This window comes from Kocuria sp. KRD140, assembly GCF_017168375.1.
In the GTDB taxonomy this organism is placed as follows: Bacteria; Actinomycetota; Actinomycetes; order Actinomycetales; family Micrococcaceae; genus Kocuria; species Kocuria marina.
This window is the reverse complement of record NZ_JABFAW010000009.1, coordinates 279,742-305,587: the sequence shown is the minus strand read 5'-3', so window position 1 is coordinate 305,587 and position 25,846 is coordinate 279,742. Positions and strand designations below refer to the sequence as shown.

The 25,846-nt window shown below is 68.2% G+C and carries 21 protein-coding genes and 1 pseudogene; 12 read left to right on the top strand and 10 right to left on the bottom strand.

Going from position 1 to position 25,846, the window contains the following annotated elements:
* Nucleotides 1–40: 40 nt before the first annotated feature.
* Nucleotides 41–1,669, top strand: coding sequence for an amidohydrolase (locus tag J1M36_RS10130; protein WP_206479310.1), 1,629 nt, complete (start codon nucleotides 41–43; stop codon nucleotides 1,667–1,669).
* A 133-nt stretch (nucleotides 1,670–1,802) separates the two neighbouring features.
* Here the strand turns inward: J1M36_RS10130 and J1M36_RS10125 are convergent, their stop codons facing one another.
* Nucleotides 1,803–2,843: an Lrp/AsnC family transcriptional regulator gene (locus J1M36_RS10125; RefSeq protein WP_206479308.1), complete on the bottom strand. Its 1,041-nt coding sequence runs from the start codon at nucleotides 2,841–2,843 to the stop codon at nucleotides 1,803–1,805.
* Between the two features lie 356 nt (nucleotides 2,844–3,199).
* Between J1M36_RS10125 and J1M36_RS13035 the strand changes: the two genes are divergently transcribed.
* Nucleotides 3,200–3,322, top strand: a complete 123-nt coding sequence (locus J1M36_RS13035; RefSeq protein WP_274606048.1) for a hypothetical protein — start codon at nucleotides 3,200–3,202, stop codon at nucleotides 3,320–3,322.
* A 110-nt stretch (nucleotides 3,323–3,432) separates the two neighbouring features.
* Nucleotides 3,433–3,768: a hypothetical protein gene (locus tag J1M36_RS10120; protein WP_206479306.1), complete on the top strand. Its 336-nt coding sequence runs from the start codon at nucleotides 3,433–3,435 to the stop codon at nucleotides 3,766–3,768.
* A 105-nt stretch (nucleotides 3,769–3,873) separates the two neighbouring features.
* Here the strand turns inward: J1M36_RS10120 and J1M36_RS10115 are convergent, their stop codons facing one another.
* On the bottom strand, nucleotides 3,874–5,250 hold the full coding sequence (locus J1M36_RS10115; protein WP_206479302.1) for an NAD-dependent succinate-semialdehyde dehydrogenase: 1,377 nt from the start codon (nucleotides 5,248–5,250) through the stop codon (nucleotides 3,874–3,876).
* Between the two features lie 278 nt (nucleotides 5,251–5,528).
* Between J1M36_RS10115 and J1M36_RS10110 the strand changes: the two genes are divergently transcribed.
* The 3 genes from J1M36_RS10110 to gabT all read left to right on the top strand — a co-directional run bounded on the left by J1M36_RS10110 (nucleotide 5,529) and on the right by gabT (nucleotide 10,073).
* Nucleotides 5,529–6,977: an APC family permease gene (locus tag J1M36_RS10110; RefSeq protein ID WP_206479301.1), complete on the top strand. Its 1,449-nt coding sequence runs from the start codon at nucleotides 5,529–5,531 to the stop codon at nucleotides 6,975–6,977.
* A 103-nt stretch (nucleotides 6,978–7,080) separates the two neighbouring features.
* Nucleotides 7,081–8,556, top strand: coding sequence for an NAD-dependent succinate-semialdehyde dehydrogenase (locus J1M36_RS10105; RefSeq protein ID WP_206479300.1), 1,476 nt, complete (start codon nucleotides 7,081–7,083; stop codon nucleotides 8,554–8,556).
* A 173-nt stretch (nucleotides 8,557–8,729) separates the two neighbouring features.
* A complete protein-coding gene (gabT, locus tag J1M36_RS10100) occupies nucleotides 8,730–10,073 on the top strand; it encodes a 4-aminobutyrate--2-oxoglutarate transaminase (RefSeq protein WP_064847249.1) in 1,344 nt (447 codons plus the stop codon).
* Nucleotides 10,074–10,269: 196 nt separating this feature from the next.
* Here the strand turns inward: gabT and J1M36_RS10095 are convergent, their stop codons facing one another.
* The 4 genes from J1M36_RS10095 to J1M36_RS10080 all read right to left on the bottom strand — a co-directional run bounded on the left by J1M36_RS10095 (nucleotide 10,270) and on the right by J1M36_RS10080 (nucleotide 13,601).
* Entirely contained in the window at nucleotides 10,270–10,707 is a 438-nt protein-coding gene (locus J1M36_RS10095) for a hypothetical protein (RefSeq protein ID WP_144998911.1), read from the bottom strand.
* A 68-nt stretch (nucleotides 10,708–10,775) separates the two neighbouring features.
* A complete protein-coding gene (locus tag J1M36_RS10090; RefSeq protein WP_206479294.1) occupies nucleotides 10,776–11,594 on the bottom strand; it encodes an AAA family ATPase in 819 nt (272 codons plus the stop codon).
* A complete protein-coding gene (locus J1M36_RS10085; RefSeq protein ID WP_206479293.1) occupies nucleotides 11,591–12,997 on the bottom strand; it encodes a Mu transposase C-terminal domain-containing protein in 1,407 nt (468 codons plus the stop codon). The genes J1M36_RS10090 and J1M36_RS10085 overlap by 4 nt, the downstream gene beginning before the upstream one ends.
* A gap of 1 nt (nucleotide 12,998) precedes the next feature.
* Complete coding sequence (locus J1M36_RS10080) at nucleotides 12,999–13,601, bottom strand: recombinase family protein (protein ID WP_064847476.1); 603 nt, start codon at nucleotides 13,599–13,601, stop codon at nucleotides 12,999–13,001.
* 196 nt (nucleotides 13,602–13,797) lie between these two features.
* Between J1M36_RS10080 and J1M36_RS10075 the strand changes: the two genes are divergently transcribed.
* The 5 genes and pseudogenes from J1M36_RS10075 to J1M36_RS13030 form a co-directional block, all read left to right on the top strand.
* Nucleotides 13,798–14,157, top strand: coding sequence for a helix-turn-helix transcriptional regulator (locus J1M36_RS10075; protein ID WP_064847475.1), 360 nt, complete (start codon nucleotides 13,798–13,800; stop codon nucleotides 14,155–14,157).
* Entirely contained in the window at nucleotides 14,154–14,753 is a 600-nt protein-coding gene (locus J1M36_RS10070) for a cadmium resistance transporter (protein WP_048683490.1), read from the top strand. Before J1M36_RS10075 ends, J1M36_RS10070 begins: the two co-directional genes overlap by 4 nt.
* A gap of 477 nt (nucleotides 14,754–15,230) precedes the next feature.
* The gene (locus J1M36_RS10065) at nucleotides 15,231–16,748 is read left to right on the top strand and encodes an amidase (protein ID WP_082943496.1); all 1,518 of its coding nucleotides are present in this window, start codon (nucleotides 15,231–15,233) and stop codon (nucleotides 16,746–16,748) included.
* 124 nt (nucleotides 16,749–16,872) lie between these two features.
* On the top strand, nucleotides 16,873–18,507 hold the full coding sequence (gene pgm, locus J1M36_RS10060; RefSeq protein ID WP_098055800.1) for a phosphoglucomutase (alpha-D-glucose-1,6-bisphosphate-dependent): 1,635 nt from the start codon (nucleotides 16,873–16,875) through the stop codon (nucleotides 18,505–18,507).
* A 107-nt stretch (nucleotides 18,508–18,614) separates the two neighbouring features.
* Nucleotides 18,615–19,175 (top strand): annotated as a pseudogene (locus J1M36_RS13030) (GNAT family N-acetyltransferase); the annotation flags it as partial.
* A gap of 121 nt (nucleotides 19,176–19,296) precedes the next feature.
* Here the strand turns inward: J1M36_RS13030 and J1M36_RS10050 are convergent.
* The 3 genes from J1M36_RS10050 to J1M36_RS10040 form a co-directional block, all read right to left on the bottom strand.
* Nucleotides 19,297–20,832: a sulfatase-like hydrolase/transferase gene (locus tag J1M36_RS10050; RefSeq protein ID WP_064847491.1), complete on the bottom strand. Its 1,536-nt coding sequence runs from the start codon at nucleotides 20,830–20,832 to the stop codon at nucleotides 19,297–19,299.
* A 246-nt stretch (nucleotides 20,833–21,078) separates the two neighbouring features.
* Nucleotides 21,079–21,861: a metal-dependent transcriptional regulator gene (locus J1M36_RS10045; protein WP_206479289.1), complete on the bottom strand. Its 783-nt coding sequence runs from the start codon at nucleotides 21,859–21,861 to the stop codon at nucleotides 21,079–21,081.
* A gap of 377 nt (nucleotides 21,862–22,238) precedes the next feature.
* Nucleotides 22,239–23,093, bottom strand: a complete 855-nt coding sequence (locus tag J1M36_RS10040; RefSeq protein WP_206479287.1) for a 3-hydroxyacyl-CoA dehydrogenase — start codon at nucleotides 23,091–23,093, stop codon at nucleotides 22,239–22,241.
* Between the two features lie 256 nt (nucleotides 23,094–23,349).
* Between J1M36_RS10040 and J1M36_RS10035 the strand changes: the two genes are divergently transcribed.
* Nucleotides 23,350–24,765, top strand: a complete 1,416-nt coding sequence (locus tag J1M36_RS10035) for a uracil-xanthine permease family protein (protein WP_082943492.1) — start codon at nucleotides 23,350–23,352, stop codon at nucleotides 24,763–24,765.
* An 8-nt stretch (nucleotides 24,766–24,773) separates the two neighbouring features.
* On the opposite strand, the gene J1M36_RS10030 is transcribed toward J1M36_RS10035, so the two are convergent.
* A complete protein-coding gene (locus J1M36_RS10030) occupies nucleotides 24,774–25,835 on the bottom strand; it encodes an enoyl-CoA hydratase/isomerase family protein (RefSeq protein ID WP_064847488.1) in 1,062 nt (353 codons plus the stop codon).
* Nucleotides 25,836–25,846: the final 11 nt, after the last annotated feature.

Below are 25,846 nucleotides of genomic sequence, written 5' to 3'. Positions count from 1 at the left end.
ACTGTGTCGGCGCCGGGGCCGGCCGATAGGAGCCCGTTCCATGTTCCGCCTCTTCCACAACGCCACGGTGCACGCCATGAATCCGGCCACCGGATGGACTCCCCAGGCCCAGTGGCACTCCCACGACATGCCCCATCCGGACGCCATCCTGACCTCCGACGACCGCATCGTGGCCGTGGGCGACTACCAGCGGCTCAAGGACCTCGCGCCGCTCGGCACCGAACGTACCGATCTCGGCGGCACCTACGTGCTCCCGGGCATGGGCGACGGCCACATCCACTCGGCCATGTACTCCCGCTCCCTCATCGAGCCAGACATGCGCCACTGCACGTCCCTGGAGTCCGCGCTCGAGGTGCTACGCCCGTTCGTGGAGCGAGGCATGGCGGATGAGTCCATCACGTGGATCTTCGGCGGGCAGTGGAACGTCAACGCGTGGGACGTCCCCGAGCTGCCGGACCGCCACGCGCTGGACACCGTGGCCCCGGACATCCCCGTGGCCCTGGGGTCGCTGGACTGGCACACCCTGTGGTTGAACTCCAAGGCGCTGCAGGAGCTGGGCCTGGACCGGAACGTCAAGGACCCTGACGGCGGCGAGTTCGTGCGGGACGAGCACGGTGAGCTCACCGGCGTGATCCGGGAGGCCGCGGCCATCCCCATCCGGGACGGGCTCATGCAGTCGGACGTCTCCGGCAACATCGACGACTACCTGCCCCTGGGTCAGCGTGAGCTGCTCAAGCGGGGCATCACATCCATCCACGACATCGACGGCGCGGACTGCCTGTACGCGTACCAGAAGCTGCGCGAACGCGGCGAGCTGGACATCCGCATCCACAAGGTGCTGCACCAGGAACAGGTCCACGACTTCATCCGGCGCGGGATCCGCACGGCCTCCGGGGACGAGTGGATCTCGATCGGCCCGCTCAAGCTCTTCGCGGACGGCGCCCTGGGCTCGCACACGTGCCACATGTCCGAGGCGTGGCCGGGCACCGAGAACCACGGCATGACGGTCACGTCCCCGCACGAGCTCGAGCACTGGATCGGTCTGGCGGCGTCCGCCGGGATCGCCACGGCCGTCCACGCGATCGGTGACCAGGCCACCACGGAGGTGCTGGACGCGTTCGCCAAGAGTCAGTCGATCGCCCGGGTCTTCGGCCTGCGCCAGCGCGTGGAGCACGCCCAGTACATGAAGCGCTCGGACGTCCCCCGGTTCCGTGAGCTGGGAGTCACCGCGTCCATGCAGCCCATGCACTGCACGGCGGACATCCCCATGAACGACTTCCTGTCCGAGCGCGACCTCGTAGCCTACGGGTGGAACAGTCTGCGCGAGGCCGGCGCCGAGCTCGTGTTCGGTTCCGACGGCCCCGTAGAGGACCCCAACCCGTTCCAGGGCATCCACGCGGCCATCACCCGCACACGGGACGGCGCGCCCGAGGGCGGGTGGCAGCCCCACGAGCGGCTCCCGCGCGCCGAGACCGTGTACTACTACACCCACGCGGTGGCCCGCGCGTCCTACGAGGAGAACCTCAAGGGCTGCCTGGCCCCGGGGATGCTCGCGGACTTCGTGAGCGTGGACCGCGACATCTTCTCCGAGGACGCCGAGGTCGTGAAGGACACCGTGGTCGAGGCCACCGTGGTGGGCGCCCAGATCCGCTACCAGCGCGCGGACTGACAGCGCGGGGCACAACGACGACGCTCACCCACGTCCCACGGGCGACGTCGCCCGCGTGCGTCCCCGGGCGACGTCGTCCGGGCGGGCGACCCTGCGGCGTCGTACCCCGCGACCGCGCAGACCGACCGCGCGCTCAGCTCAGGTGCAGGTGAGGGGCCACGAAGGTCCTGGTGGCGTTACGTTCGTTCTCCAGGACCCAGCCCATGCGCTTGAGCGGGCGCAGGGAGATCACCGATTCCTGGATCTCCACGTCCGAGACGAGACTCTGGATGGCCTGCTCGGCCTCGATGATCTCCCCCACGGAGGAGAGCCACATGACCACCATCATGTTGGAGCGCCCCGTGATGGAAGAGACCACGCGGGTGCGTGGGTCCTTCGCGAGTGCCTCGGCCGCGTCCTCGTGCCGATAAGCATTCAAACGCATGAACCACTGCGCGGTCACAGGGGAGGACGAGAGCCCCTGCACCAGGTCGCAGCGGATGCTCAACAGCCCGGAGGCCAGGACCTTCTGCAGGTAGCGCCGGGCCGTAGCCGGGTGCAGCCCCGTGCTGCGGGCGATCTCCGCGGCGCTCGCGCGGCCGTCACGCATGAGGGCCTCGATCACCGGGCGCTGGGCCTCCCCGAGCGCGGTGGTTGAGGTGGGCAGGGCGGCCTGTTCGGCGGAGGTCCACGCCTGGGCCGCGGCGCGCTGCTCGTCGCTGAGCTGGTCCAGTCGCCACTTGTCGCCCGCTCGGTGCAGGCGTGACGAGAGCATGAGCTGCACCTTGGCCACGCCCGGCACCTGCGAGATCTGTTCCTCCACGAAACGGGACAGCGATTCCAGGTCGTGACTGAGCACGGTCAACCCCAGGTCCGGGGACGGCGCGAACGCCTCCACGGAGATTACCTCGGGCATCGCGGTGAAGGTGTCCGCCACGTGAGCCCAGCCTCCCGGATCGCACGAGATCTCGATGAAGCTGAGCTGGTTGCGGGTGTCCGAGAGGTTGACCTGCGCCGTGATCCATGCGATGCCCGAACGTTCCAGCTTCTCCCACCGGCCGGCGAGCGTGGTGGCGTGCGCGCCCAGGATCTCGGCCGCCTCCCCCCACGTGATGCGCGGCGCCCACTGCAGCAAACTGATCAGTTCCTGATCCTGGGGGGAGAGCTCGCTCTTGATGTGGCCGTTGCTCAGCATGGGTCCTCTGTTTCCTGGGCTCGTGGCACGGGTGGCGGCGCGGGCGGTGCCGTTCAGCCGTCCCAGGATGGCGGCATGCGACCCGTGGGACGGACGTACTCCCGGGCCCGACCGCGGCTCCCAACGCCCCATGATGAGTGCGAGGACCGTCCGGTGCCAAGTCGTAACCGAGACGTTCGGACACCCGAGTTGAAATAAGATCGATTCAAGCGACCCAAAATTGTAGAAATTTATGTCATACAGTTGGTTATTTGTATCACATCATGCAGAGCGGCTAGCACGCTGCATGACTGTTGCCCGCAGTGACGACTTGACAGGGCTGATCTGACCCGCCCTCACCTCTCAGGATGCACGACATGTCTACTTCCGCTGCTTCCTCTGAGATAGCCACCGAGACCCACCTCGGCGGCCCGGCGGTCTCCTCCAGGAAAACACTCATCCACACCGGTATCGGCAACGCGCTCGAGTGGTACGACTGAAGCATCTACGCAACGTTCTCCATCTACTGCGCGCGTGAGATCTTCAACCCCCAGGCCACCGCCCTGCAGGCGAGCCTGTTGGCCAACGTGGTCCTGATCATTCCCTGCCGTTGTGGGGCAAGCTCTCCGACATCTGGGGCCGGCGTTCGTCGCTGATCATCGGCAATCTGGTGCCGCTGCTGCTGTTCTTCCCGCTCAACGCCATGGTGGGCCAGATGTTCCTCTCCCTGTTCCTGCCCACCACGAGCGTACGCACCGTGGGCGTGGCCTTCCCGTACGCGGTGGCCGTGGCCATCTTCGGCGGCCCCGCCCCGTACCTCCAGAACTGGATCAGCACGCAGTACTCGGCGGGCATGTTCTCGCTGCACATGGGCCTGCTGCTGGTGGTCTCCACCGTGGTTGCCTCCATCCTGCCCGAGACCAAGGCCAACGACCTGCGGCACTAGGGTCCGCCTTCTCTCGGTACGACGTCGCCCCCGCACCTTCTCGGTGCGGGGGCGACGTCGTCGTACAGGGCCGGGTCCCGGATGTGGAACCCGGCCGCGCGGGAATTACTTCTTGGGGGTATGCAGCAGCTTCTTGTTGGCGAACTCCTCGATGCCGAACGGGCCGAGCTCACGGCCCACACCGGAGCGCTTGACGCCGCCGAAGGGCAGGTCCGGAGCGGTGCCGGTGACCTCGTTGACGAACACCATGCCGGAGTCCACACGCTTGGCGACCTCCAGGGCCTCGGCCTCGTCGGCGCCGAACACGGAACCGCCCAGACCGAACGAGGAGGAGTTGGCCAGCTCGATGGCCTCGTCCACGTCCTTGACCTTGTAGACCACGGCTACCGGGCCGAAGATCTCCTCGGCGTAGGCGCGCATCTCGGGGGTCACGTCCGCGAGCAGCGTGGCCTCCATCCAAGCACCGGGCTTGTCCAGCTTCTTGCCGCCGGCCAGCACCGTGGCACCCTTGTCCACGGCGTCCTGGACCTGCTCCATGATCTCGTCACGCGCGGACACGGTGCACAGCGGGCCCAGGAAGGTCTTCTCGTCCGTGGGATCGCTCGGGGTGATCCCCTGCACGGCCTCCGCGAAGTTCTCCACGAAGGTCTCGTACGCGTCCTCGAGCACGATGAACCGCTTGGCGTTGGTGCACGCCTGGCCGTTGTTGTTCATGCGCCCATTCACGGCCTGCTTAACGGTGCGTTCCACGTTCTTATCGTCGAGCACGATGAAGGGGTCCGAACCGCCCAACTCCAGCACAACCTTCTTAAGGTTCTTGCCGGCGGTCGCGGCCACGGAGGCACCCGCACGCTCGGAGCCCGTGAGGGACACACCCTGGACGGCGGGGTCCGGGATGATGATCTCCGCGATCTGGTCGCTGGACGCGAACACGTTGATGTAGACGTCCTCGGGGAAGCCCGCCTCGTGGAACAGCTCTTCCTGCACCAGCGCGGACTGCGGGACGTTACCGGCGTGCTTGAGCAAGATGGTGTTGCCCAGCATCACGTTGGGGGCCGCGAAACGGGCCACCTGGTAGTACGGGAAGTTCCACGGCATGATGCCCAGCAGGACACCCGTGGAGTCCAGGACCACACGGGCCTCTCCCCCGGTGGAGGGGGTCAGGCTGCGGCCCTTCATGAACTCCTCCGCGTTGTCCGCGTAGTAGTCGTAGATCGCGGCGACGATCTGGACCTCGCCCGCGGCCTGCGCGGCCGGCTTGCCCATCTCCTCCGTGAGGATCGCGGCGAGCTCGTCCTGACGCTCGCGGTACAGCTCCGCCATCTTGTGCATCAGCTGAGCGCGCTCGGCCACCGGGACATTGCGCCAGGAGGAGTATTCCTCGGCGGAACGCTGGACGGCGTCTTTGATCTCCTGATCCGTGGCGGTGTCGAACTTCTTGAGGGTCTCACCCGTTGCAGGGTTGATTGTTGCGTAAGCCATGCTGTGAGCGTATGCCCCGCCACACTCTCACGACATAGCGTTCACCGAGGGCGAGACTTCATGACACCTGCCCCCCCACCCCGCGCCGTCATTCCCCTCTCTGCCGGGACCTGCTGCCCACCGACGACGACGCCACTCCCACCGCCAAGGGGACCCAGCGCCGTCGCCCTCCGCCCGCTGTCGATGACACGAACTCGCCCACAAGCCCCGGGGGCGCCGTCCGCGCGGACAATGGAGCGCAACAACCTCGACCTCCTCGACATCCCAGGACGGCATGCATGACACACGAACGCCATCTCCCGGAGCACGGCGCAGGGTTCAAGAAGGTCCTGGGGCGGCTGGACGCCATCGCCCTGGGCGTGGGGGCCATGATCGGCTTCGGCTGGGTGGTCCTCACGGGAGGCTGGCTGAACGACGCCGGGACCATGGGCGCGGTGCTCGCCATGGTGGCCGGAGGGGCGATCATGGCCGTGGTGGGCCTGGTGTACGGCGAACTCGTGGCCGCGATGCCCGCCGCGGGCGGTGAGCACAACTACCTGCTGCGGGGCATGGGTGCCAGGTGGGCATTCATCGGCTCGTGGGCGATCACGGTCGGGTACATCACGATCGTGGCGTTCGAGGCCGTGGCCGTACCTCGCACCGTGGAGTACATCTTCCCGAACCTCAGCCACGTCCCGCTGTGGACGATCGCCGGATTCGAGGTGAACCTCACGTGGGCGCTCGTGGGTGCGCTCAGCGCCGTGGTGATCACGTGGATCAACCTACGCGGTGTGAAGCAGGCGTCCACGGTGCAGGTCTTCGTGATCATCTTCCTGGCGATCGTGGGACTCATGATGGTCTTCGGCGCGTTCACGCGCGGCTCGGAACAGAACATGGAGCCCTTCTTCCACAACGGTGTCTCCGGGTTCTCCCTGGTGCTCGTGGTGGTCCCGTTCCTGTTCGTGGGCTTCGACGTGATCCCGCAGGTCTCCGAGGAGATGCACCTGCCGCCCAAGAAACTGGGCGGCACGATCGTCACCTCCGTGCTGATAGCGACCGCGTGGTACGTGATGGTCATCCTCACCACGTCCTCGGCGATGTCCGCACATGACCTCGCGAACGCGGACATCGCCGTGGCGGACGCGTTCGGCAACCTCTTCACCTCGGGCGCCATGGCCAACGTGCTGCTTGCCGGTGGCCTGGCCGGGATCCTCACGTCCTGGAACTCCCTGCTCATGGGTGCCTCACGTCTGCTCTGGGCCCTGGGCAACTCCCGGATGCTGCCCCGCTGGTTCGCCAAGCTGCACCCCAAGTACGGGACCCCCTCCAATGCCCTGCTGTTCGTGGGGGCGCTGTCCTTCATCGCCCCGTTCTTCGGCACCGAGATGCTCGGCTGGCTCGTGGACTCCGGCTCGCCCTCGATCGTGGTGGCGTACCTGCTGGTGTCGATCGTGTTCGTGATCCTGCGACGCCGCGAACCGGAGATGGAGCGGCCCTACCGGATCGGCGGGAAGCACCACGGCGGTGTGGTGATCGGTGTGCTGTCCGTAGTGCTTTGCCTGGGACTCGCTGTGCTGTACCTGCCCGGGATGCCCGCGGGGTTGGGCACCGCCCCCTACGTGATCTTCGCGCTGTGGTGGGTCCTGGGGCTGATCTTCATGCTGCGCATCCCGCGCGGGATCGCCCCCGGCGCGGACGCCGAGGAGCGGCTCGTGGCAGCGAGCGAGTCACGAACCCGCAGCCGCTGATCGCACCGTTGCGGCCGGGCATACCATGGAGGAAGGGAGCTATGTCCCACGAGTTCGAGACTGCACCGGACCACGCCGAGTGGAGTTCCCAGAAAGGAACCAGATGAGCATCAAAGACCGGGTTTCAGAAGTCCTCGAGGCCACACCCAAGGGCCTCCTGATCAACGGCGAGTGGCGAGATGCCTCCGACGGCGGGACGTTCGACGTCGAGAATCCCGCGACCGGCGAGGTGCTGGCCACGCTGGCCTCCGCGACCGAGGAGGACTCGCGCGCGGCCATGGACGCCGCCGCGAACGCCCAGGAGTCCTGGGCCCGCACGAGTGCTCGCGAGCGTTCCGAGATCCTACGCAGGACGTTCGACCTCGTCCAGGAGCACAAGGACGATCTCGCACTGCTGATGACCCTGGAGATGGGCAAGCCGTTCAAGGAGTCCCAGGGCGAGGTCGTCTACGGCGGCGAGTTCCTGCGCTGGTTCTCCGAGGAGGCCGTGCGTCACTACGGGCGCTACGTGGACACCCCCGAGGGCAACCTCAAGATGATCGTGACCCACAAGCCCGTGGGCCCGTGCCTGCTGATCACCCCGTGGAACTTTCCGCTGGCCATGGCCACCCGCAAGGTGGCCCCCGCGGTGGCCGCCGGGTGCACCATGATCCTCAAGCCCGCGCGCCTGACCCCGCTGACCTCACAGTTCTTCGCGAAGCTCATGATCGAGGCCGGCATCCCCGCGGGTGTGCTCAACGTGGTGTCCTCCGCGTCCGCGTCCAACGTCTCCGGGCCCATCATGGAGGATCCCCGGCTGCGCAAGATCTCCTTCACGGGCTCCACCCCGGTGGGCAAACAGCTCATGAAGACCGCTGCGGACCGCGTGCTGCGTACCTCCATGGAACTGGGCGGCAACGGCCCGTTCATCGTGTTCGAGGACGCGGACCTGGACAAGGCCGTGGATGGCGCCATGGCCGCCAAGATGCGCAACATAGGTGAGGCGTGCACCGCAGCCAACCGCTTCCTGGTGCACGAGTCCGTCGCGGACGAGTTCTCCAAGAAGTTCGCGGAGAAGCTCGACGCCCTCAAGCCCGGCAACGGTCTCGAGGAGGACACCACCGTGGGTCCCCTGGTCGAGAAGAAGGCGCGTGACAGCGTCGCCGAATTCGTCCAGGACGCGCTCGACAACGGCGCCGAGGCCGTCGTGGGCGGCAAGGCCGTGGACGGACCGGGGTACTTCTTCGAGCCCACCCTGCTGACCGGCGTGACCGAGCAGTGCCGCGTGTTCAAGGAGGAGATCTTCGGCCCCGTGGCCCCCGTGATCACGTTCAAGGACGAGGACGACGCCGTCCGCCTGGCCAACGCCACCGAGTACGGCCTGGCGTCCTACGTGTTCACCGAGGACATCTCGCGTGCCCTGCGCATCGGCGACCGCATCGAGTACGGCCTACTGGGCATGAACGTGGGAGTGATCTCCAACGCCGCGGCGCCGTTCGGCGGCGTCAAGGAATCGGGCCTGGGCCGCGAGGGCGGCGCCGAGGGCATCGAGGAGTACACCACCGTGCAGTACATGGGCATGCCCTCGCCCTGGGCCTGAGCACGCCCGCGCCCGCCTGACGGGAGGAGGGCCCCACGAGGGTCCGAACTCCCGGCACCGGCCGCACACGGACCCGCCTCGGCTGGAGCCCCGGATCACCGGGGCTTTCCGGGGCGGATCCGATTATCGAGTTTTCGCGTCCCCGTGCCGCTGTAGTGAAAGGGCAACCGAACATGGCTGACATCGAATACCGGCTCGAGCAGAAGCGCGATCTGAAGACCGCCCTCCCGGGCCCCAAGTCGCAGGAACTCGCGGCGCGGCGGGAGAAGGCGGTCGCGGCCGGTGTCGCCTCCTCCGTGCCCGTCTACGCGGACGAGCTCGACGGCGGCATCATCAAGGACGCGGACGGCAACCAGCTCATCGACCTGGGCTCCGGCATCGCCGTGACCTCCGTGGGCGCCACCGCGCCCAAGGTTGTGGAGAAGGTGCGCGAGGCCGTGGGTAAGTTCACCCATACGTGCTTCATGGTGACCCCCTACGAGGGGTACGTGGAGGTCGCCGAGAAGATCGCGTCCCTGACCCCTGGGGCCTTCGACAAGCGCGCCGCGCTGTTCAACTCCGGTTCGGAGGCCGTGGAGAACGCCGTGAAGATCGCGCGCATGCACACCAAGCGCAACGCGGTCGTGGTCTTCGACCACGCCTACCACGGCCGCACCAACCTGACCCTGGCCATGACCTCCAAGGTCATGCCGTACAAGCAGGGATTCGGGCCGTTCGCCAACGAGGTGTACCGCGTTCCCATGTCCTACCCCTTCCGCGATCCGGAGGGCATGACGGGCGAGGACGCCGCCAAGCGCGCCCTGTCCCTCGTGGAGAAGCAGGTGGGTGCGGAGAACGTGGCCGCGATCGTGATCGAGCCCATCCAGGGTGAGGGCGGGTTCATCGTCCCGGCCCCGGGCTTCCTGCCCGCCCTGTCGCAGTGGTGCAAGGACAACGGCGCGGTCTTCGTCGCGGACGAGGTCCAGGCTGGCGTGGCCCGCACGGGCAAGTGGTTCTCCTCCGAGTACGAGGGTGTCGAGCCGGACCTCGTGACCTTCGCCAAGGGCATCGCCGGCGGTATGCCGCTGTCCGGCGTGGTGGGCCGCGCGGAGCTCGTGAACGTGGTGCACGGTGGCGGCCTGGGCGGCACCTACGGCGGTAACCCCGTCGCGTGCGCGGCCGCTCTCGGCGCGATCGAGACCATCGAGGACTGGAACCTCGCGGACCGTGCCCTCGAGATCGAGAAGATCATCAAGGATGAGCTCGGCTCCCTGGCAGAGTCCTCCCCCATCGTGGGCGAGCTGCGTGGGCGCGGCGCCATGATGGCGCTCGAGTTCGTGAAGCCCGGCTCCAAGGAACCCAACGCGGACGCCGCCAAGCAGATCGCGGCCAAGTGCCTCGAGCAGGGCGTCGTCATCCTCACGTGTGGCACGTTCGGCAACAACGTGCGTCTGCTGCCGCCGCTCGTGATCGACTTCGACCTGCTGCGCGAGGGCCTACGGATCTTCTCCAAGGCCATCGAGGAGGTCGGCGCCTGATCCGCGCTTCTTGAGCTTTACCGCGTACGACGGCGGGCGGTCACCGGGGTTCCGGTGGCCGCCCGTTCGCGTGTCCGGCGCGCACGGCTGGGGTATCCGTCAAACGCACGACATCGACTGAGCCGCAGTCAGCCCGAAGGCGGGCTCTACCCCCCCCCACAGTTCCCCAGGGAGCGTCCGATCCGGAGCCCGCAGGCTACCTCACGTACACCGTGGCTTCCAGAGTCGAGTTGCCCAGGTAGTGGCCCACGGAGGCGACGCTGGTTTTGGTGGCAGCAGATGTGTCCGGTGACTGGATGACGGCGCAGGATCCCCCGTGAGAAAGTTCCGCCAGCGAGGCCGCCTCATATTCTTTGGACTTCGCATCGCCGCTGAGTGGGGGCGCACCGCTCTCAGTCACCGCGTACTGGAAGGGCCGCCAATTGTGGCCGTTCGCGTTGACGCCAGTCTCCATGAGCTGTTCCTGGGTGACGGCATGTGAACACAATGCGCCCCATGCGCCATTGAGCTGGGGAGGCATCACGGCGTTGAGTTCTTTCTGGGCATTCGGGCTGAAAATGCGGAAATTGATGTCGTTGCCCTTCAGCGTGGTGCCGTAGAGCTCAGCCAGCCGATCATTGCTGCCGACGGGCACCTTTGCCTCGGGGGCTCTGTGACTCTTGCCGGTAAATGGCGGGGTTCTGTTGATGCTTCGTAGCGGCCTCAAGTGGTACCGATAACGAGGGTGCTGGCGGCTGCTTCGATGACATCGTTGGTGATGGTGTCGAGCTCGTTGATCTTCATGACGCGCTCGATCTGCGGGAAGAGCCTCTCCAGCAGTCGGAAGTTCCCGCGGGTAATGCGGGTGATGGCTGCGATGGCCCGAGCGTCGGTGAAGTCTTCGGGGTCGAGGGTCTTGCCCAGGGAGCGCCAGTGACGCTGGAGGACGAACAGCAGCTCGTCCGTGCCCAGGGGTCGGTATTGGTGGGCGAAGCCGACACGACTGTAGAACTGCGGGTAGTGACTGAACTGCTTCTCCAGCCCAGGCATGCCGATCAGGATCAGAGCGATGTTGTCGCGGTCGTAGCGATCGCGCAGCAGCTCCAGCGCGGTGGGGCGGAGCCGTTCGGACTCATCGACGATCACCAGCTGCACGTGGTTCCTGCCGTGCCGCCATCCCCACGACTGCGGGGTGATCTGGCCGATCGCCTCCAGGTGCTGCTCGATGCAGATGTTGGTGCGGGTGATGGCCTGGGCGAGTTCGTCCTTGAGCACCCGTGGGGTGGTGAGCACACTGGGGGTGTAGAGCACGGTACGACTCCGAGCCAGGGCGGCGTAGACCTTGGCGTCGCTGTCGGCGCGCGGCCCCCAGTTGGTCAGCAGGTCGTAGGCCTTTTCCCAGTGTGCGTAGCGACGCGCGGACAGCGTCTTACCCACCCCGGCCGGTCCGAAGCACAGGCCGATGGTGTGGCCGCGGCGCACAGCGTCGGCGAACTGGGTGAAGCGGCGGTGCTCCTTGGTGACGATGAAGCGCTGGCTCACATCAGGTCCTCCCTGTAGACCTTCAGCTTCCGCCTCGGTGCTGGCGCGGGGGCCGGCGGCTCGGCTGTCGGCGGCGCCTCGGTGGTGTGTGCGGCTACGACGGCGATGCGTTCATTGATACCTTGGCGCAGGGCTCGGCGGCGGGCGTTGCGGGCAGCCTGGATCTCCTTGAGGCCGATCTTCTGGGCCTGGTGCTCCTGGCTCACGGCCTTGCAGAGGAACTCGTCATGGTCAAAGACGCGGATCTCCGTGATGTCGCGCGGGTCGTAGCGGATCACCACGGGCCGTCCGACGTAGCCGGCCAGCGTCGGGGAGACGTAGCGCAGCCCCTGGAAGCGGATGCCATCGCGCTGCACCACCCGGGACTGGGCAACCGTGAGCAGCAGCCCGTCGAGGTCTTCGAGGCTCTCGGGCATGCGCGGCAGCCAGCCCTCGGCGATCCACGCACTGCGCGGCGAGGTGTCAAGCTCGCTGTGCGACCGGTCGTTGTAGGTGGCCACGAACCCCTCCAGGGCGCTGTCGAGCTCGGCCAGCGACAGCTTCGGCGTCGGAGCAAGGTGGTCCTCGGTGATGTAGCCGGGCAGGTCAGCGAGAAGCTCGGTGTTGACGGTGCCGAAGAACCGTTCGATCTTGCCGCGGCCCTGGGGGCGGGCGACGGTGGAGTGGATCAGCCGGATATGGAGGTCGACGGTGGTGCGGGTGAGGTGGTGGCTGATGAAGTCGCTGCCGTGGTCGACGTAGAGCACGTCCGGCAGGCCGCACATCGGCCACGCCGGGTCGGGCTTGTGCCAGATCGCCTGCCTCAGCGCCAGCGCAGTGTTCATCGCCGAGGGCGCACCGAGAAAGACGGTGTAGCCGCAGATCGCGCGGGAGCAATCGTCAATGATCGCCGTCAGCCACGGCCGGGCGGGCTTGCCGTCGGTGCCCACCACGAGGATGTCGAGCAACGTGTGGTCGCTCTGCCACATCGCATTCGGGTGCTCGGCCTGCCGGCGCAACACCAGCTCGTACTTGTCACGGTAGGACCCCGCGCCCTCCAGGGCGAGAGTGACCATTCCCGGATCCAGGGCCGCCACGATCGAGCGGACCACGCCGTAGGAAGGCACCGGCCACCCGCGGGTACCGCAGATACGGGTGACCCTGCGGTGGAGAGTGGCGATCGCGGGGCGGGGTTTGCTCAGCGCCAGGCCCTCGATCAACCGCACGAGCTCCGCGGGAAGATGGTGAGTACCGGCATCCGAGCGCTGTCCTGTGCTCAGGCCCGCATACCCGTCAATGCGGTAGCGGGCGTGCCAGCGCTCCAAGGTGCGCAGCCCGATCCCGGTCTCGCGGGCCAGGGCGGTCAGCGCGATGCCGTCCTCGACGTGCAGCCGCAGGATGCGCCACCGCGCCGCCCCGTCCATCTCACACCTGCTCGGCGACAGCTGCTCGGGCGCGGGCCGCCTGCTGGTGGCGATACAGCGTCGCCCGCGACCAGCCGACGAGTCGGGCGGCGTCTTCGGCGGTGCGGCCCTTCGCGCGCGCATCGGCGGCGATGTCGAGCTTCTCTGCGACCACGGCCGGGTCGACCGGAGGTCGGCCGAAGCGGGTACCGTTCTGCTTCGCCGCGGCGATCCCGGCATTGACACGTTCGGTGATCAGCTCGCGCTCATACTCGGCCAACGTGGCGAGCATGCCCATCATCATCCGGCCCGACGTCGTCTCCGGGTCGATTCCGTCCGAGACCGATCTAATCTTCACGCCTTGCCCGCGCAGCAGCGTGACCGTGTTCAGGACATCGATGAGGGACCGGCCGAGCCTGTCGATACGCCAGACCACCACGGTGTCACCGTCCTGGGCGTAGTCGAGCAGCCGCTTCATCCCCGGTCGCTCGATCGCGGTCCGGCTACCCGAGGTCACATCCGAGAACACGTCCCGCTTCTGCACCCCGGCATCCACCAGCGCATCGACTTGCAGCTGCGCATCCTGAGTTGCCGTACTCACGCGGGTGTATCCCAGCTGCCTCATACCCCCAGCATGGGGCAGAAAGTCCTGGAAGTCACCACCCTGAGGCGCTTTTCGTCGAGACGACTTAGCGAGACACTTCCGGGTGCCCATTCACGCAGGGAGTGAACCTGAGGCCAACCGCGCGCTGAACGTCTAATCAACCTATAGCTTTACGAGGCGACTCTGTAAGTTCAGCTCATACTGTATAGTTCAGCGAATGCTGACTATTGTTTCTCGTGTTGACGTGATGAACCGGTTGGGCCGGGCGATGGCCGACCCCACCCGGTCGCGGATCCTGATGACCTTGCTGGAACGGCCGGCCTACCCGGCCGAACTGGCGCGGGACTTGGGGCTGACCCGGTCGAACGTGTCGAACCACCTGGCGTGCTTGCGGGACTGCGGGATCGCGGTCGCCGTGGCCGAGGGCCGCCAGACCCGGTACGAGATCGCCGATGCACACCTGGCGCGGGCGCTGACTGCTCTGGTCGAGGTCACCCTCGCGGTGGATGAGAGTGCCCCGTGCCTGGACCCGGCCTGCTCCGTGCCCGGCTGCTGCGAGAAGGGGGTGGGCGCGTGATCCTGTCCTCAACCCTCCAGGCGATCGGTCTGTTCCTGGTTACCAACATCGACGACATCATCGTGCTATCCCTGTTCTTCGGCCGTGGTGCGGGCCAGCGTGGGACCACCGTCCGAATCCTGGTCGGCCAGTACCTCGGCTTCGCCGGCATCCTGGGTGCGGCAGTGCTCGTGTCCTTAGGCGCGGGCGCGTTCTTGCCCCCGGGGGTCATCCCCTACTTCGGGCTCATCCCGCTGGGCCTGGGAGTGTGGGCGGCCTGGCAGGGGTGGCGCAGAGGCGAAGACGATGATGACGACGCCAAGATCGAGGGCAAGAATGTCGCCGTCTGGACCGTGGCCGGGGTGACCTTCGCCAACGGCGGGGACAACATCGGCGTCTACGCCCCGGCCTTCCTCAGCGTCGGCCCGGGGGCTGTGGCTGCCTACTGCATCGTGTTCCTGGCCCTGGTCGCGGTGCTGGTGGGCCTGGCCAAGTTCGTCGCCACCCGCCGACCGATCGCCGAGGTCCTGGAGCGCTGGGAACACATCCTGTTCCCCATCGTGCTGATCGGCCTGGGTTTCTTCATCCTGATCAGCGGCGGGGCCTTCGGTTTCTAACCACGCTTCCTGATCGGCAGCCTCCACCACAAAGAGATCTCCGGCCATTGTCGATGCCGACCTCCTGGCGATCGTTGCTGGCCCCAGCTTGCGGACAGTGTCGTTCCTGGATGGACGGCCCTTGCCGCCACGTATCTCAGCAAGAATGCCGCCACATACCTGCAACAGTCACAACGACGAAGGCCAAAACCGCGACGGAGAGCGACCGTTTCATGGGGGATCTACTTTCTCGGTGTGATGCGTGAGGGGAAATTCGAGCATACTGCGGCGATTTTGGCGTCGGGATCGAACAGGCGTCCATGACGGAGCTCAGAGGGTTGGACTGGTTCGATTCCCGGGTACGAGTCCTCGAGAACCTTTCCCAGGCAGTGTCGGTCCGACCGTCCTCGGCAGCGCCGCCCCCGCTCTGAGAACTTCATGACGCGCAATGGTTAGGCTGGGGTCCCCGCACACGTCCCGAACGCCATGGAGGACACGGTGGAACACTTCCCCACGTTGACCGAGACCGTTGCCGCCCTGCGCCGCGGGGAGGTGACGAGCGAGGAGCTGACCCGGCGGACGCTCGAGCGGATAACCGAGCTCAACGCGCACTTGGGGGCCTTTGTCCATGTGGCCCCAGAGACCACCCTCAAGCGGGCCCGCAGCGCGGACGAGCGGCTCTCGAGCGCCCGAGGCGACTCCGAGGAGGATGCCTCCGCGCTCCCCGCCCTGCTGGGTATCCCCACCGCGCTCAAGGACGGGCACGACGTCGCCGGGATGCCCACCACGTGGGGCTCACTGACCACGCGGGACGAGACCGGTACCGTGCCGCCCGCCGCCGTATCCGAGCCGCTCGCCGCGACCCTCGAAGCCTCCGGTGCGGTGATCCTCGGCAAGACCCAGGTCCCCGAGTTCCTGCTCAATTGCTATTCGGAGAATCGCGCTTTCCCTCCGGCCCGCAACCCGTTCGCCCTGGACTGCTCCCCTGGCGGGTCCTCCGGGGGTCAAGCGGCCGCCGTGGCCGCGGGGATCCTGCCCGGGGCCGTGGGTTCCGACGGCGGCGGCTCCATCCGGATCCCCGCGGCGGCCTGCGGACTCATCGGCCTGAAACCCAATCGTGGGCGTGTCCCGAGCAACGACGCCCTGTCCAACGTGGGACAACTTGGGGTCAACGGCCCCATCACGCGCACCGCCAGGGATGCCGCCCTGCTCATGGACGTGCTGTGCCACACCCCCGGACACGATCGGATCGACCGCCCCGTCCGGGCCGCGCCCGAGCCGTCCTTCACGGCAGTGGTCGACGCCGCCCTGGCCGGGCGGATGCCGTGGGGTGAGCGCCCGTTGCGGATCGGTGTCAGCACGGCGTCGCCCTTCGACGAGACCTACGACATCTCCGTATCACCCGAGGCGCGTGCCGCGCTCGACGACGGGGTGCGGCGCCTCGAGCGGGCGGGGCACAACGTCGTCGACGCCCGGATCTCCTACGACCCGGCCTACCCGGACGCGTTCTTCCGGCTGTGGAGCACCGTCATGGGGCAGCTGCCGCTAACCGGGCAGGAAGGACAGCTCACGGGCCTGGCCCGGGCGTTCCGGGACCGCGCGCTGACACGGTCCGCGGTGGATCTCGCCGATGCCGTGGCGGTCCTGCGGGACATCGAGGCCAATGTGATCAGCCAATATGCCCAGTACGACATGATCCTCACTCCGGCGCTGGCCATGCCCCCGCGCCCGATCGGCTGGTTCCACGAGGGCTTCGACATCACCGACCCCGCCGGTGCCGAGCAGGATTATATGCGGCAATGCCAGTACACCCCGTGGACCTCCCTGATCAACGTGGTGGGGCTGCCCGCGATCACGATCCCCACCACGTGGGCTACACCCGAGCGAGGCAACTATCCCGGGCCGGTGCCCATGGGCGTGCACCTGGTGGGAGCGGCGTCGTCCGAGGCGTGGCTGCTCGCGCTCGCGGCGCAGTTGGACCCGCCGACCACGCCGCGCGCGTCCTTGGTGGCCTGACGGCACCTGCTCTGAGTGCGAGCTGCGAGCCCGCTGCCACCGGCCGTTCGGGCCCCGGCGTGCGGTGCGCGGAAACCTGCGGAAAACGACTGACGGGCGCCGCGATCGGGACTAGGTTTGAACCATGACCAACCGTGCGGGCACCGTCGCCCAACCCAGTGACCTCGTGGACATCGACCAGCTCCTGGCCGCGTACTTCGACCGCGTCCCGGACGCGGACGATCCTGACCAGCGTGTGGTGTTCGGCACCTCCGGGCACCGCGGGTCCTCACTGAAGACCTCGTTCAACGAGCACCACATCGCCGCGATCACCCAGGCGATCGTGGAGTACCGCGCGGAGCAGGGGATCACCGGGCCACTGTTCATGGGCAAGGACACGCACGCGCTGTCCGGACCCGCGCAGGACACCGCGCTGCAGGTGCTCGCGGCCAACGGCGTGCGCACCCTGCTGGACTCCCGGGACGGCTTCACGCCCACCCCGGCGCTGTCCCACGCGATCCTCACGTACAACGCCTCCGAGCCCGCGGACCGCGCGGATGGCATCGTGATCACCCCGTCCCACAACCCGCCCACCGACGGCGGCTTCAAGTACAACCCCCCGCACGGCGGTCCCGCGGACACGGACGCCACCGAGTGGATCGCGAACCGCGCCAACGATCTCATCGCGGCGGGCCTCGATGGTGTGGAGCGGGTGCCCCTGGAGGAGGCCGCCGCCGCGGAGATCACCGGGACCTTCGACTTCCTGGACAGCTACGTCTCCGCGCTGCCGGAAATCATCGACCTCGAAGTCATCAAGGAATCCGGGCTGCACATCGGCGCGGATCCCATGGGCTCGGCGTCCGTGGCGTACTGGCAGGAGATCGGCGAGCGCTTCGGGCTGAACCTGACCGTGGTCAACCCCGAGGTGGACCCGCAGTGGGCGTTCATGACGCTGGACTGGGACGAGAAGATCCGCATGGATTGCTCCTCCCCCTCGGCCATGGCGTCCCTGATCGGCAACCGGGACGAGTACGACATCGCGACCGGCAACGACGCCGACAGCGACCGGCACGGCATCGTGACCCCGGATGCCGGGCTCATGAATCCTAACCACTACCTGGCCGTGGCCATCGACTACCTCTACCGCAACCGTGCCGGGTGGTCCCCGGAAGCCGGGATCGGCAAGACCCTGGTGTCGTCCTCGATCATCGACCGCGTGGCCGACTCGCTGGGCCGCCGGTTGGTGGAGGTCCCCGTGGGCTTCAAGTGGTTCGTGCCCGGTCTGCTGGACGGATCCATCGGCTTCGGCGGGGAGGAATCCGCGGGCGCGTCCTTCCTTCGGATGGACGGTTCCGCGTGGACCACTGACAAGGACGGCATCATCCTGGCGCTGCTCGCCGCGGAGATCACCGCACGCACGGGCAAGACGCCGTCGCAGCGCTACGCCGAACTCACCGAGCAGTTCGGGGATCCGGTGTACGAGCGCATCGACGCCCCGGCCGATCGCGAGCAGAAGGCCGTACTGAAGAAGCTGTCCGCCGAGCAGGTCACCGCGGAGACCCTCGCCGGGGAACCCATCATCGCCAAGCTCACCGAGGCGCCGGGTAACGGCGCCACTGTGGGCGGGCTGAAGGTGGTCACGGAATCCGCGTGGTTCGCGGCCCGGCCGTCCGGGACCGAGGACGTGTACAAGATCTACGCGGAGTCGTTCAAGGGCGCGGAGCATTTGGCGCAGGTCCAGAAGGAGGCCAAGGCGCTCGTGGATTCAGTGATCGGCTGAGACCGCAGAACGCGGGACGTCACGGAGGCGGCACTCACCGACGCGGCGTCCCCGAGCCGTCCCGGCGGTGTGGCCTCCCTGCGCAGCAGGGCCGTGAGCGGGAGGGCGTGCAACTGCACGCCCTCCCGCTCGTTGTCGACCATGAGCAGGTCCCGATTCCCGATGGAGGGCCCCCGTGCCGCACTCGAGCCCCCATTCTCGGACCCGCCGCCGTGCTGCAGTCCGAACCATGGCACCGCTTCCCGGCTGCCCTGGGCCCCGCCACCCACCTCTTCTCGGGGCCCGGCTGGCACGCCCTGGTCGTTGAGGAGACCTCACGGTCGGGGCGGCTCTGGTACGCGCCGTACGGCCCCGTGCTCACCCACCCGAGTGGCGCGCACGTCGTAATCGAGCTGCTGCACCACACGACGGGCCGCCGAGGTTTCACCGCGCACGGCTCCGACTCCCTGCGCACGGCCGCCCGCGTGCTGGGCGAGACCGGGGGCTGCACCGCCTTCACGAGCTCGGTGGGCGGCACCGTGGTCAGCGCGCTGCTTCCCTACGACTCCCCCACCACATGGGTGTTCGCCCCCTCCGGGATGGACTTCGCGCTGCGCAAGCTACGCCCCAACCAGCCGCTGATCGTCCAGGCGCTGCTCGACGCCGCAGCACAGGGTCAGCCCGTGGCCGACCTCTTCGGGGTGGCCTCCGCGAACGACCCCACCCACCCCTGGACGGGATGCAGCGCGTTCAAGCGATGTTTCGGCGGGGCGGCCGGAACCGTCTCCGGGGGTCGGACCGCCCGTGCCCTCAGCGCACCGGGTCCTGCGGGTTCCACGCGCGGGTGTAGAAATCGGTCGAGCGGGACTCGAGCAGCAGTGCGTACTCCTCCGGGTCCATGGCCTGGGCCGAGCCCTGGGGAGGCTGTTGCCGCCGGACGGACGTGCCGAGGCCCGCCGCGCCGTCGTGCACCGATAGCCCCGCCGCCTCTAGGAGGGTGGGGTACATGGACAGCTGGTCCGCGCCCGCCCGCAGGGGCTGGTCCGAGGATTCCCCCGGGATCCACACGCGGTTGAAGATGGTGCGGTTGGGGTGGTGGTCCAGCTGCTCGTGGAACGCGTCCCCGGCGCTCATGTGCTTGAGGTGGTCCCCCATGACCACCACGGAGGTGTCCTCCAGGTAGCCCTGGACCCTCATGTGCTCGATGAAGCCCGCCACCTGCGTCATGGAGCACGCGAACACCGAGGTCACCTGGTTCTGGGTGTCCACGCCGCAGGAGTCGTAGACGTGCACCGGTTCGTGGGTGTCCAGTGTCAGCATGGACAGGTTGAACGGCTGGCCCGTGCGCTCGGAGCGGGCGTGCAGACGGTCCACCTCGTCCTTCGCGTGGGCCATGAGCCGCTCGTCGCTGAGCCCCCAGTCGCCGCGGAAGTTCTGCTCCGGCTCGCCGGCGGCCCGCCAGTCCGCGAGCCCCTTGTCCTCCGTGTAGCCGTGCGATCGCAGGAAGGCGTCCTTGCCGGCGAACGAGGAGTTGGCCCCGCCCAGGAACGTGCTGGTGTAGCCGTGGTTCTGCAGCACGTCCCCCAGACACGTAACGCCTCCCAGGTACTGCTCCATCCCGGCGCCGATGTCACTCGAGCTGATGCCCTCCCCCGAGCTCTTGAGGGGGATGCCGCACTGGGTGGATGTGAGCCCGGCCATGGTCCATCCGCCGCCCTCATACTGCTGGAGGTCGGTGACGCTGCGCCAGCCGTCCTCCGCGCGGGTGACGTCCTCCAGGGGCTTGAACGCATTCTTCTCGAACAGCTGGTCGTCCGCGAGGGTCTGCTCCCCCGACTCGAGGTAGACCACCACCAGGTTGCGCTTGCCCGCGTCCCCGGTGACGGTGGGCTGGATGTAGCGCGATCCGATGTCGTGCGGGAACTTGGCGGCCTTGACGTAGCGGGGCAGGTCCACCGCGGACGCGAAGCTCGCGGTACCCCCCACCACCACCGCAGCCACCGCGATCGCGGAGATGGAGCGGACCACGCCGCGCGGGGCGCGCGCAGTATGCCCGGACAGGCGGCGGCGCCACACCCACCGGCCCAGCGCGACCGCCAAGGTCAGCAGCACGGGAAGCACGCCGATCAACAGCACCGAGACCCACACGATCGACCCGCCGCCGCCGTCCGTCTGCACGGACACCAGGTTCATGCGCATCTGCCCCACGGAGATCTGACCCCAGTAGTGCCGGATCACCCCGGCGGCCGCCAGCAGGGTGAGGCCCAGCCAGATCAGGCCGTAGCAGAGCCCTCGGCCCGTCCACCGGCCCAGCCGTCTGCTCGCACGCAGAAAACCCTCGGACATGTTGTGGACCTCGTGCTCCTCGATCACCGGTGCCAGCCGGCACCGCCGCGGCCCGGGCATGGTGTGCCGCCGCCTACATATTCGTGTTCCTTCAAGGGTAGGACATGTTCCGGTCACCTGCTGTTCACCTTGTGGGCCCGCGACGGCGCCGGACGCAGCAGGGGAGCCCACTGTCCGAGGCGGCGCCGCTCGGTCCAGCGCGAGCCTGATGCTGTCCGCAGCCGGGCCGGGGAGCGCCTGTCCCGTTCAGCTCGCGTGGGTGAGGGCCTGCACCCAGACGGCCTCCGCCACGAGGATGCCGAGTTCCACCGTGACCCCACCGGACGCTACCGTGCCCACAACGTCGGGCGGCCCCTGCATCGCCAGAGCTGCGGGCGAGCTGCCCCCCGGGACGTCACCGCCCGGCGTCGTGCCCCCGCCGGCTACGCGCACGCGCACCGTGGCGCTGCGGTCCGGACCCGGGAGCACCCGCAGCACCGCGCCCGGCCGAATCTCGGCCTCCGCGAGCACCCGCAGGGTCTCAGGGCTCTCGTCCGAGACGCGCGTGACCCGCACGGGCTCCGGGTGGGTGACGTCCCCGAGCGGAACGGCCGGGGCGGGAGTGATCACCCCGTCCCGCGAGGGGATCGCATCCCCGTGCGGGTCCTCGGACGGGTGGCCGAGCTTGGCGTCCACACGGTCGATGAATCGGTCGGTGACGGCATGCTCGAGAACCTCGGCCTCGTCGTGGATCTCGTCCCACGCGTAACCCAGCTCGGTGGCCAGGAACATCTCCAGGATGCGGTGGCGGCGCACCATGTGCACGGCCACGTCACGTCCCTCGGCGGTCAGCTCCACGACCCCGTATGCGGGCCGGGTCACCAGGCCCTGTGCGGTGAGCTTCTTCAGCGCCTCGGACACGGTGGAGGCCGCCAGACCCATTCGCGCGGCCAGCGACGTGGTGGTCACCCGCTCCGGCTCCCACTCGCCCAGCCGCCAGATGGTCTTCAGGTAGTCCTGGGTGGCCGGGCTCAGCTCTGCGGGGTGCACGCGTTAAGCCTAGCGGCCCTCCGGGGACGTCCCAAGGGTGCGCCCCGCGGCGTTCGCGCCGGGGATGGCAGACGGTGACGACGGCGCTGCACCCCCTCCGGGGGCCGCGCCCGGGGTGTGCCCGGGGTCGCTTCGGGTGCCGCGGCACCCGGCGACGCCGCGCCGTCGGCTGGGTGCGAGGGGTCACCGTGCGACGTCGTCAGGCCGTGCGACGGTGACGCGCCTGCGCGCCGGGCCGCTGCGGCGGAATGACTCCCGCAGGAGGCGTGCAATAACGGAGCAAACGCAGAAAATGGCGCTCAGATCTGCATGTGCTCCGTTATTGCCCATCGTAGGCCGCGGCCGTGCCGGGCTCCACACCGGGCTCGGCCGGGGCATCACTCGTACGTGTAGAACCCCCGCCCGGAGCTGCGCCCCATGTGACCCTGGTCGATGAACTCGCGCTTCACGCGCTCCGCCACGCGCTTGGAGTCCTCGGTCCCCGCATTCATGTTGATCTGGTAATAGGTCTCCATGCCCACGTGGTCCAGGATCTGGAACGGGCCCAGGGGAGAGCCGGTGGCGGTGCGCCAGGTCTTGTCGATGTCCTCGGCCTGTGCGATGTCGTTGACCCACAGGTGCGATGCCGCCGTCAGGAACGGCACCAGCAAGGTGTTGAGGATGTAGCCCGCCTGCTCCTTCTTGATGTGGATGGGCACCATACCGATCTGCCCGGCGAACTCCAGGACGGCCTCGGCCGCGGCGGGGTCCGTGCCCGGGTGCCCCATGACCTCACCGGTGTTGTTGCGCCACACCTCGTTGGCGAAGTGCAGCGCCAGGAACCGCTCCGGGTGGCCTGTGGACTCGGCAATGTCACTGGGCAGCAGCGTGGAGGAGTTGGTGCACAGAACGGTCTTCTCCGGCGCGGCCGCACCGATCTGGGACCACACCTTCTTCTTGAGCTCCAGGTTCTCGGGCACGGCCTCGATCACGATGTCCGCGTCCGCGAGGGCCGTCTCGAGATCCGTGGTGCCGCTCAACCGGGCCTTGGCCGCCTCCAGTTGCCCGGGGGTGGCCGCCATGTCCCGCGTGTACAGCAGGGACAGCTTCTCCCACTTGCCGGGCAGCGCCCCGACGATCTCCTCGCTGATGTCGTACACGGTCACGGTCTTGCCGAAGTACGCCGCCTGGAACGCGATCTGCGATCCGAGCACCCCGGATCCGATCACGGTCACGTTGGTCAGTTCAGCCATGATGTCCTCCCCCACTCCTGTGTGAGTCACGCTCGCGCGAGTCGGCCTCCCGCGGGCCCGGTGGCCACGGGCGTGGCCCCCGTCACTCACCCTACTCGCCCGTAGATTTCTCGCCAGGCGCCGAGGACGCCGCACGGCCACCTCCCGCGGCACCTCACCACCGCGCGCGGGCCCCGCACCACCAGTCGGGCCCCCACCCGCGCACTAGAATCCTCGGGGCGGCACTCACGGCCCGCCCAGGACAAGGAGAGCACCCATGAGTTCGCCGGTTTCCCCCGACCACACCCCGCCGCCGCAGGACGAGCAGCACGAGCCGCGCAAGCAGGACCGGCGCGGCGGCGTCGTCGAGCGCCTGGGCTTGAACTGGCGGCTGCACGGGGACGGCAGGCACGTGGCCCCGGGGGACGTGGTGACCCCGCGGGAGCGGCTGGCGTGGCCGCGGACCATCTCGATCGGCGCGCAGCACGTGGTCGCGATGTTCGGCGCCACGTTCCTGGTGCCGCTGCTCACCGGCTTCCCGCCGGCCACCACGCTGTTCTTCTCGGGCATAGGCACGGTGCTGTTCCTGGTGGTCACGGCGGGGCGGGTGCCCAGCTACCTGGGGTCCTCGTTCGCGTTCATCGCCCCGATCACCGCGTCCGTGAATCAGTACGGTCCGGGTGGCGCGCTCGGCGGCGTGATCATGGCCGGTGCCGCGCTGTTCCTGATCGGCGTGATCGTGCAGATCGCGGGCACGGGGTGGCTGCAGAAACTCATGCCACCGGCCGTCACGGGCACCATCGTGGCCCTCATCGGTTTCAACCTGGCCCCCTCCGCCAAGCAGAACTTCACCGCGGCACCCGTCACGGCCCTCGTGACCCTGGGTTCGATCATCCTGATCTCGGTGTTGTTCCGCGGGCTGCTGGGCCGCCTGTCCATCCTCCTGGGCGTGGCGATTGGCTATGTCACCGCCGTGATCCGCGGTGAGGTGGACTTCACTTCGATTCAGGCCGCATGGGATGAACAAGGCGTGTTCGGCCTGCCCCAGTTCCACTCCCCCGAGTTCCACCTCAACCTGGCCGGGTTGTTCATCCCGGTGATCCTGGTGCTCGTGGCGGAGAACATCGGTCACGTGAAGTCCGTGGCCCTAATGACCGGCGACGACCTGGACCCCTACATGGGCCGCGCCATCATCTCGGACGGACTGGCCACTATGATCGCGGGCTCCGGCGGCGGGTCCGGCACCACCACGTACGCGGAGAACATCGGAGTCATGGCCGCCACGCGCGTCTACTCGACCGCCGCGTACTGGGTGGCCGCGCTCGTCGCGATCCTGCTGAGCGTGCTGCCCGTCTTCGGCGCCGCGGTGGCCACGGTCCCCCAGGGTGTGCTGGGCGGAGCGGCCACGGTGCTGTACGGCATGATCGGCATGCTGGGTGTGCGGATCTGGGTGCAGAACCGCGTGGACTTCTCCAACCCGGTCAACCTCACCACCGCGGCAATCGCCATGATCGTGGGCATCGGCGACTACACCTGGTCCGTGGCCGGGCTCGACTTCGCGGGCATCGCCCTGGGCACCGCCGCCGCCCTGGTGGTCTACCACCTCATGGCGGCCATCGCCCGCGCCCGCGGCTCGGTGGGCTCGGACCCGCTCACCCCGGACTCTTCGCAGAGCCCGTCGCCGCTGGGCTGACGCGCGGCTCACACACTGATCGGCAGGTCCGATTCCTGGTCCGCCACGTCCCGGATCCGGGCCATGTCCACCTCGGCCACCGTGGCCGGCTCCCACTGCGGGTTCTTGTCCTTGTCCACGACCATGGCGCGCACGCCCTCGATGAAGTCGTGGCCCACCGCAGTGTCCTCCGCCATACGCAGTTCGCGGCGCAGGCAGGAGACGACGTCGTCGTCCTGCGCGCCGCGCTGCAGCAGCTCGAACACGCGCGCGAGCGACGTGGGGCTCATCCCGTCCAGGTCCGAGCCCGCGTTGCGCACGACCTCCTCGAAGCTGTCCGCACCGTAGGTCGCCACGATCTCGTCCCAGCGCCCCACGAGTTCGGATTCCGGGGCCTGCTTGGCGTACGACGACGTCGCGGCGTCCACTCCGTCCGCCAGCACGGTGTCCACGAACGCGTCCACGTCCGCGGAATCGATGTAGGTGTCCGCCAGCCCCAGCGCGATCGCATCCGCGCCGTTGATCCGCGCACCGCTCAGCCCGAGGTAGCGGGCGACGGCGAGGGATTCGTGGCGAGCGGCGTCGTCGTCGGTCGAGGAACCGGCACCCCGGGTGACGCGCGGCAGGAAATAGCTCGCGCCGATGTCCGTGAAGAAGCCGATGGCGGTCTCCGGCATGGCCATCTGCGTGGTCTCCGTGACCACTCGGTGCGAACCGTGCACGGACAGGCCCATGCCGCCGCCCATCACGATGCCGTTCATGATGGCCACGTACGGCTTGGGGTAGCGCGCGATGATCGCGTTCATGGAGTACTCGGTGCCGAAGGCGTCGCGGATCTCGTCCTGGCGGCCGCCCAACGCCGCCTCGCGGACCTCCTTGATGTCCCCGCCCGCGCAGAACGCTTTGGCGAGCTGCGAGCGGATCACGACCTGCGTGATCGCGGGATCGTCCCGCCACATCTGCAGCGCGCTGACCAGCTGGTGGTACATGCTGCGGTTCAACGCGTTCAGCGCCTTGTCACGGGTCAGGGTCAACAGCCCGGTCTGGCCCTGGATCTCGGCCCGGACGAACGATTCTTCGGTTGCCTTCATGTTCCCCATGC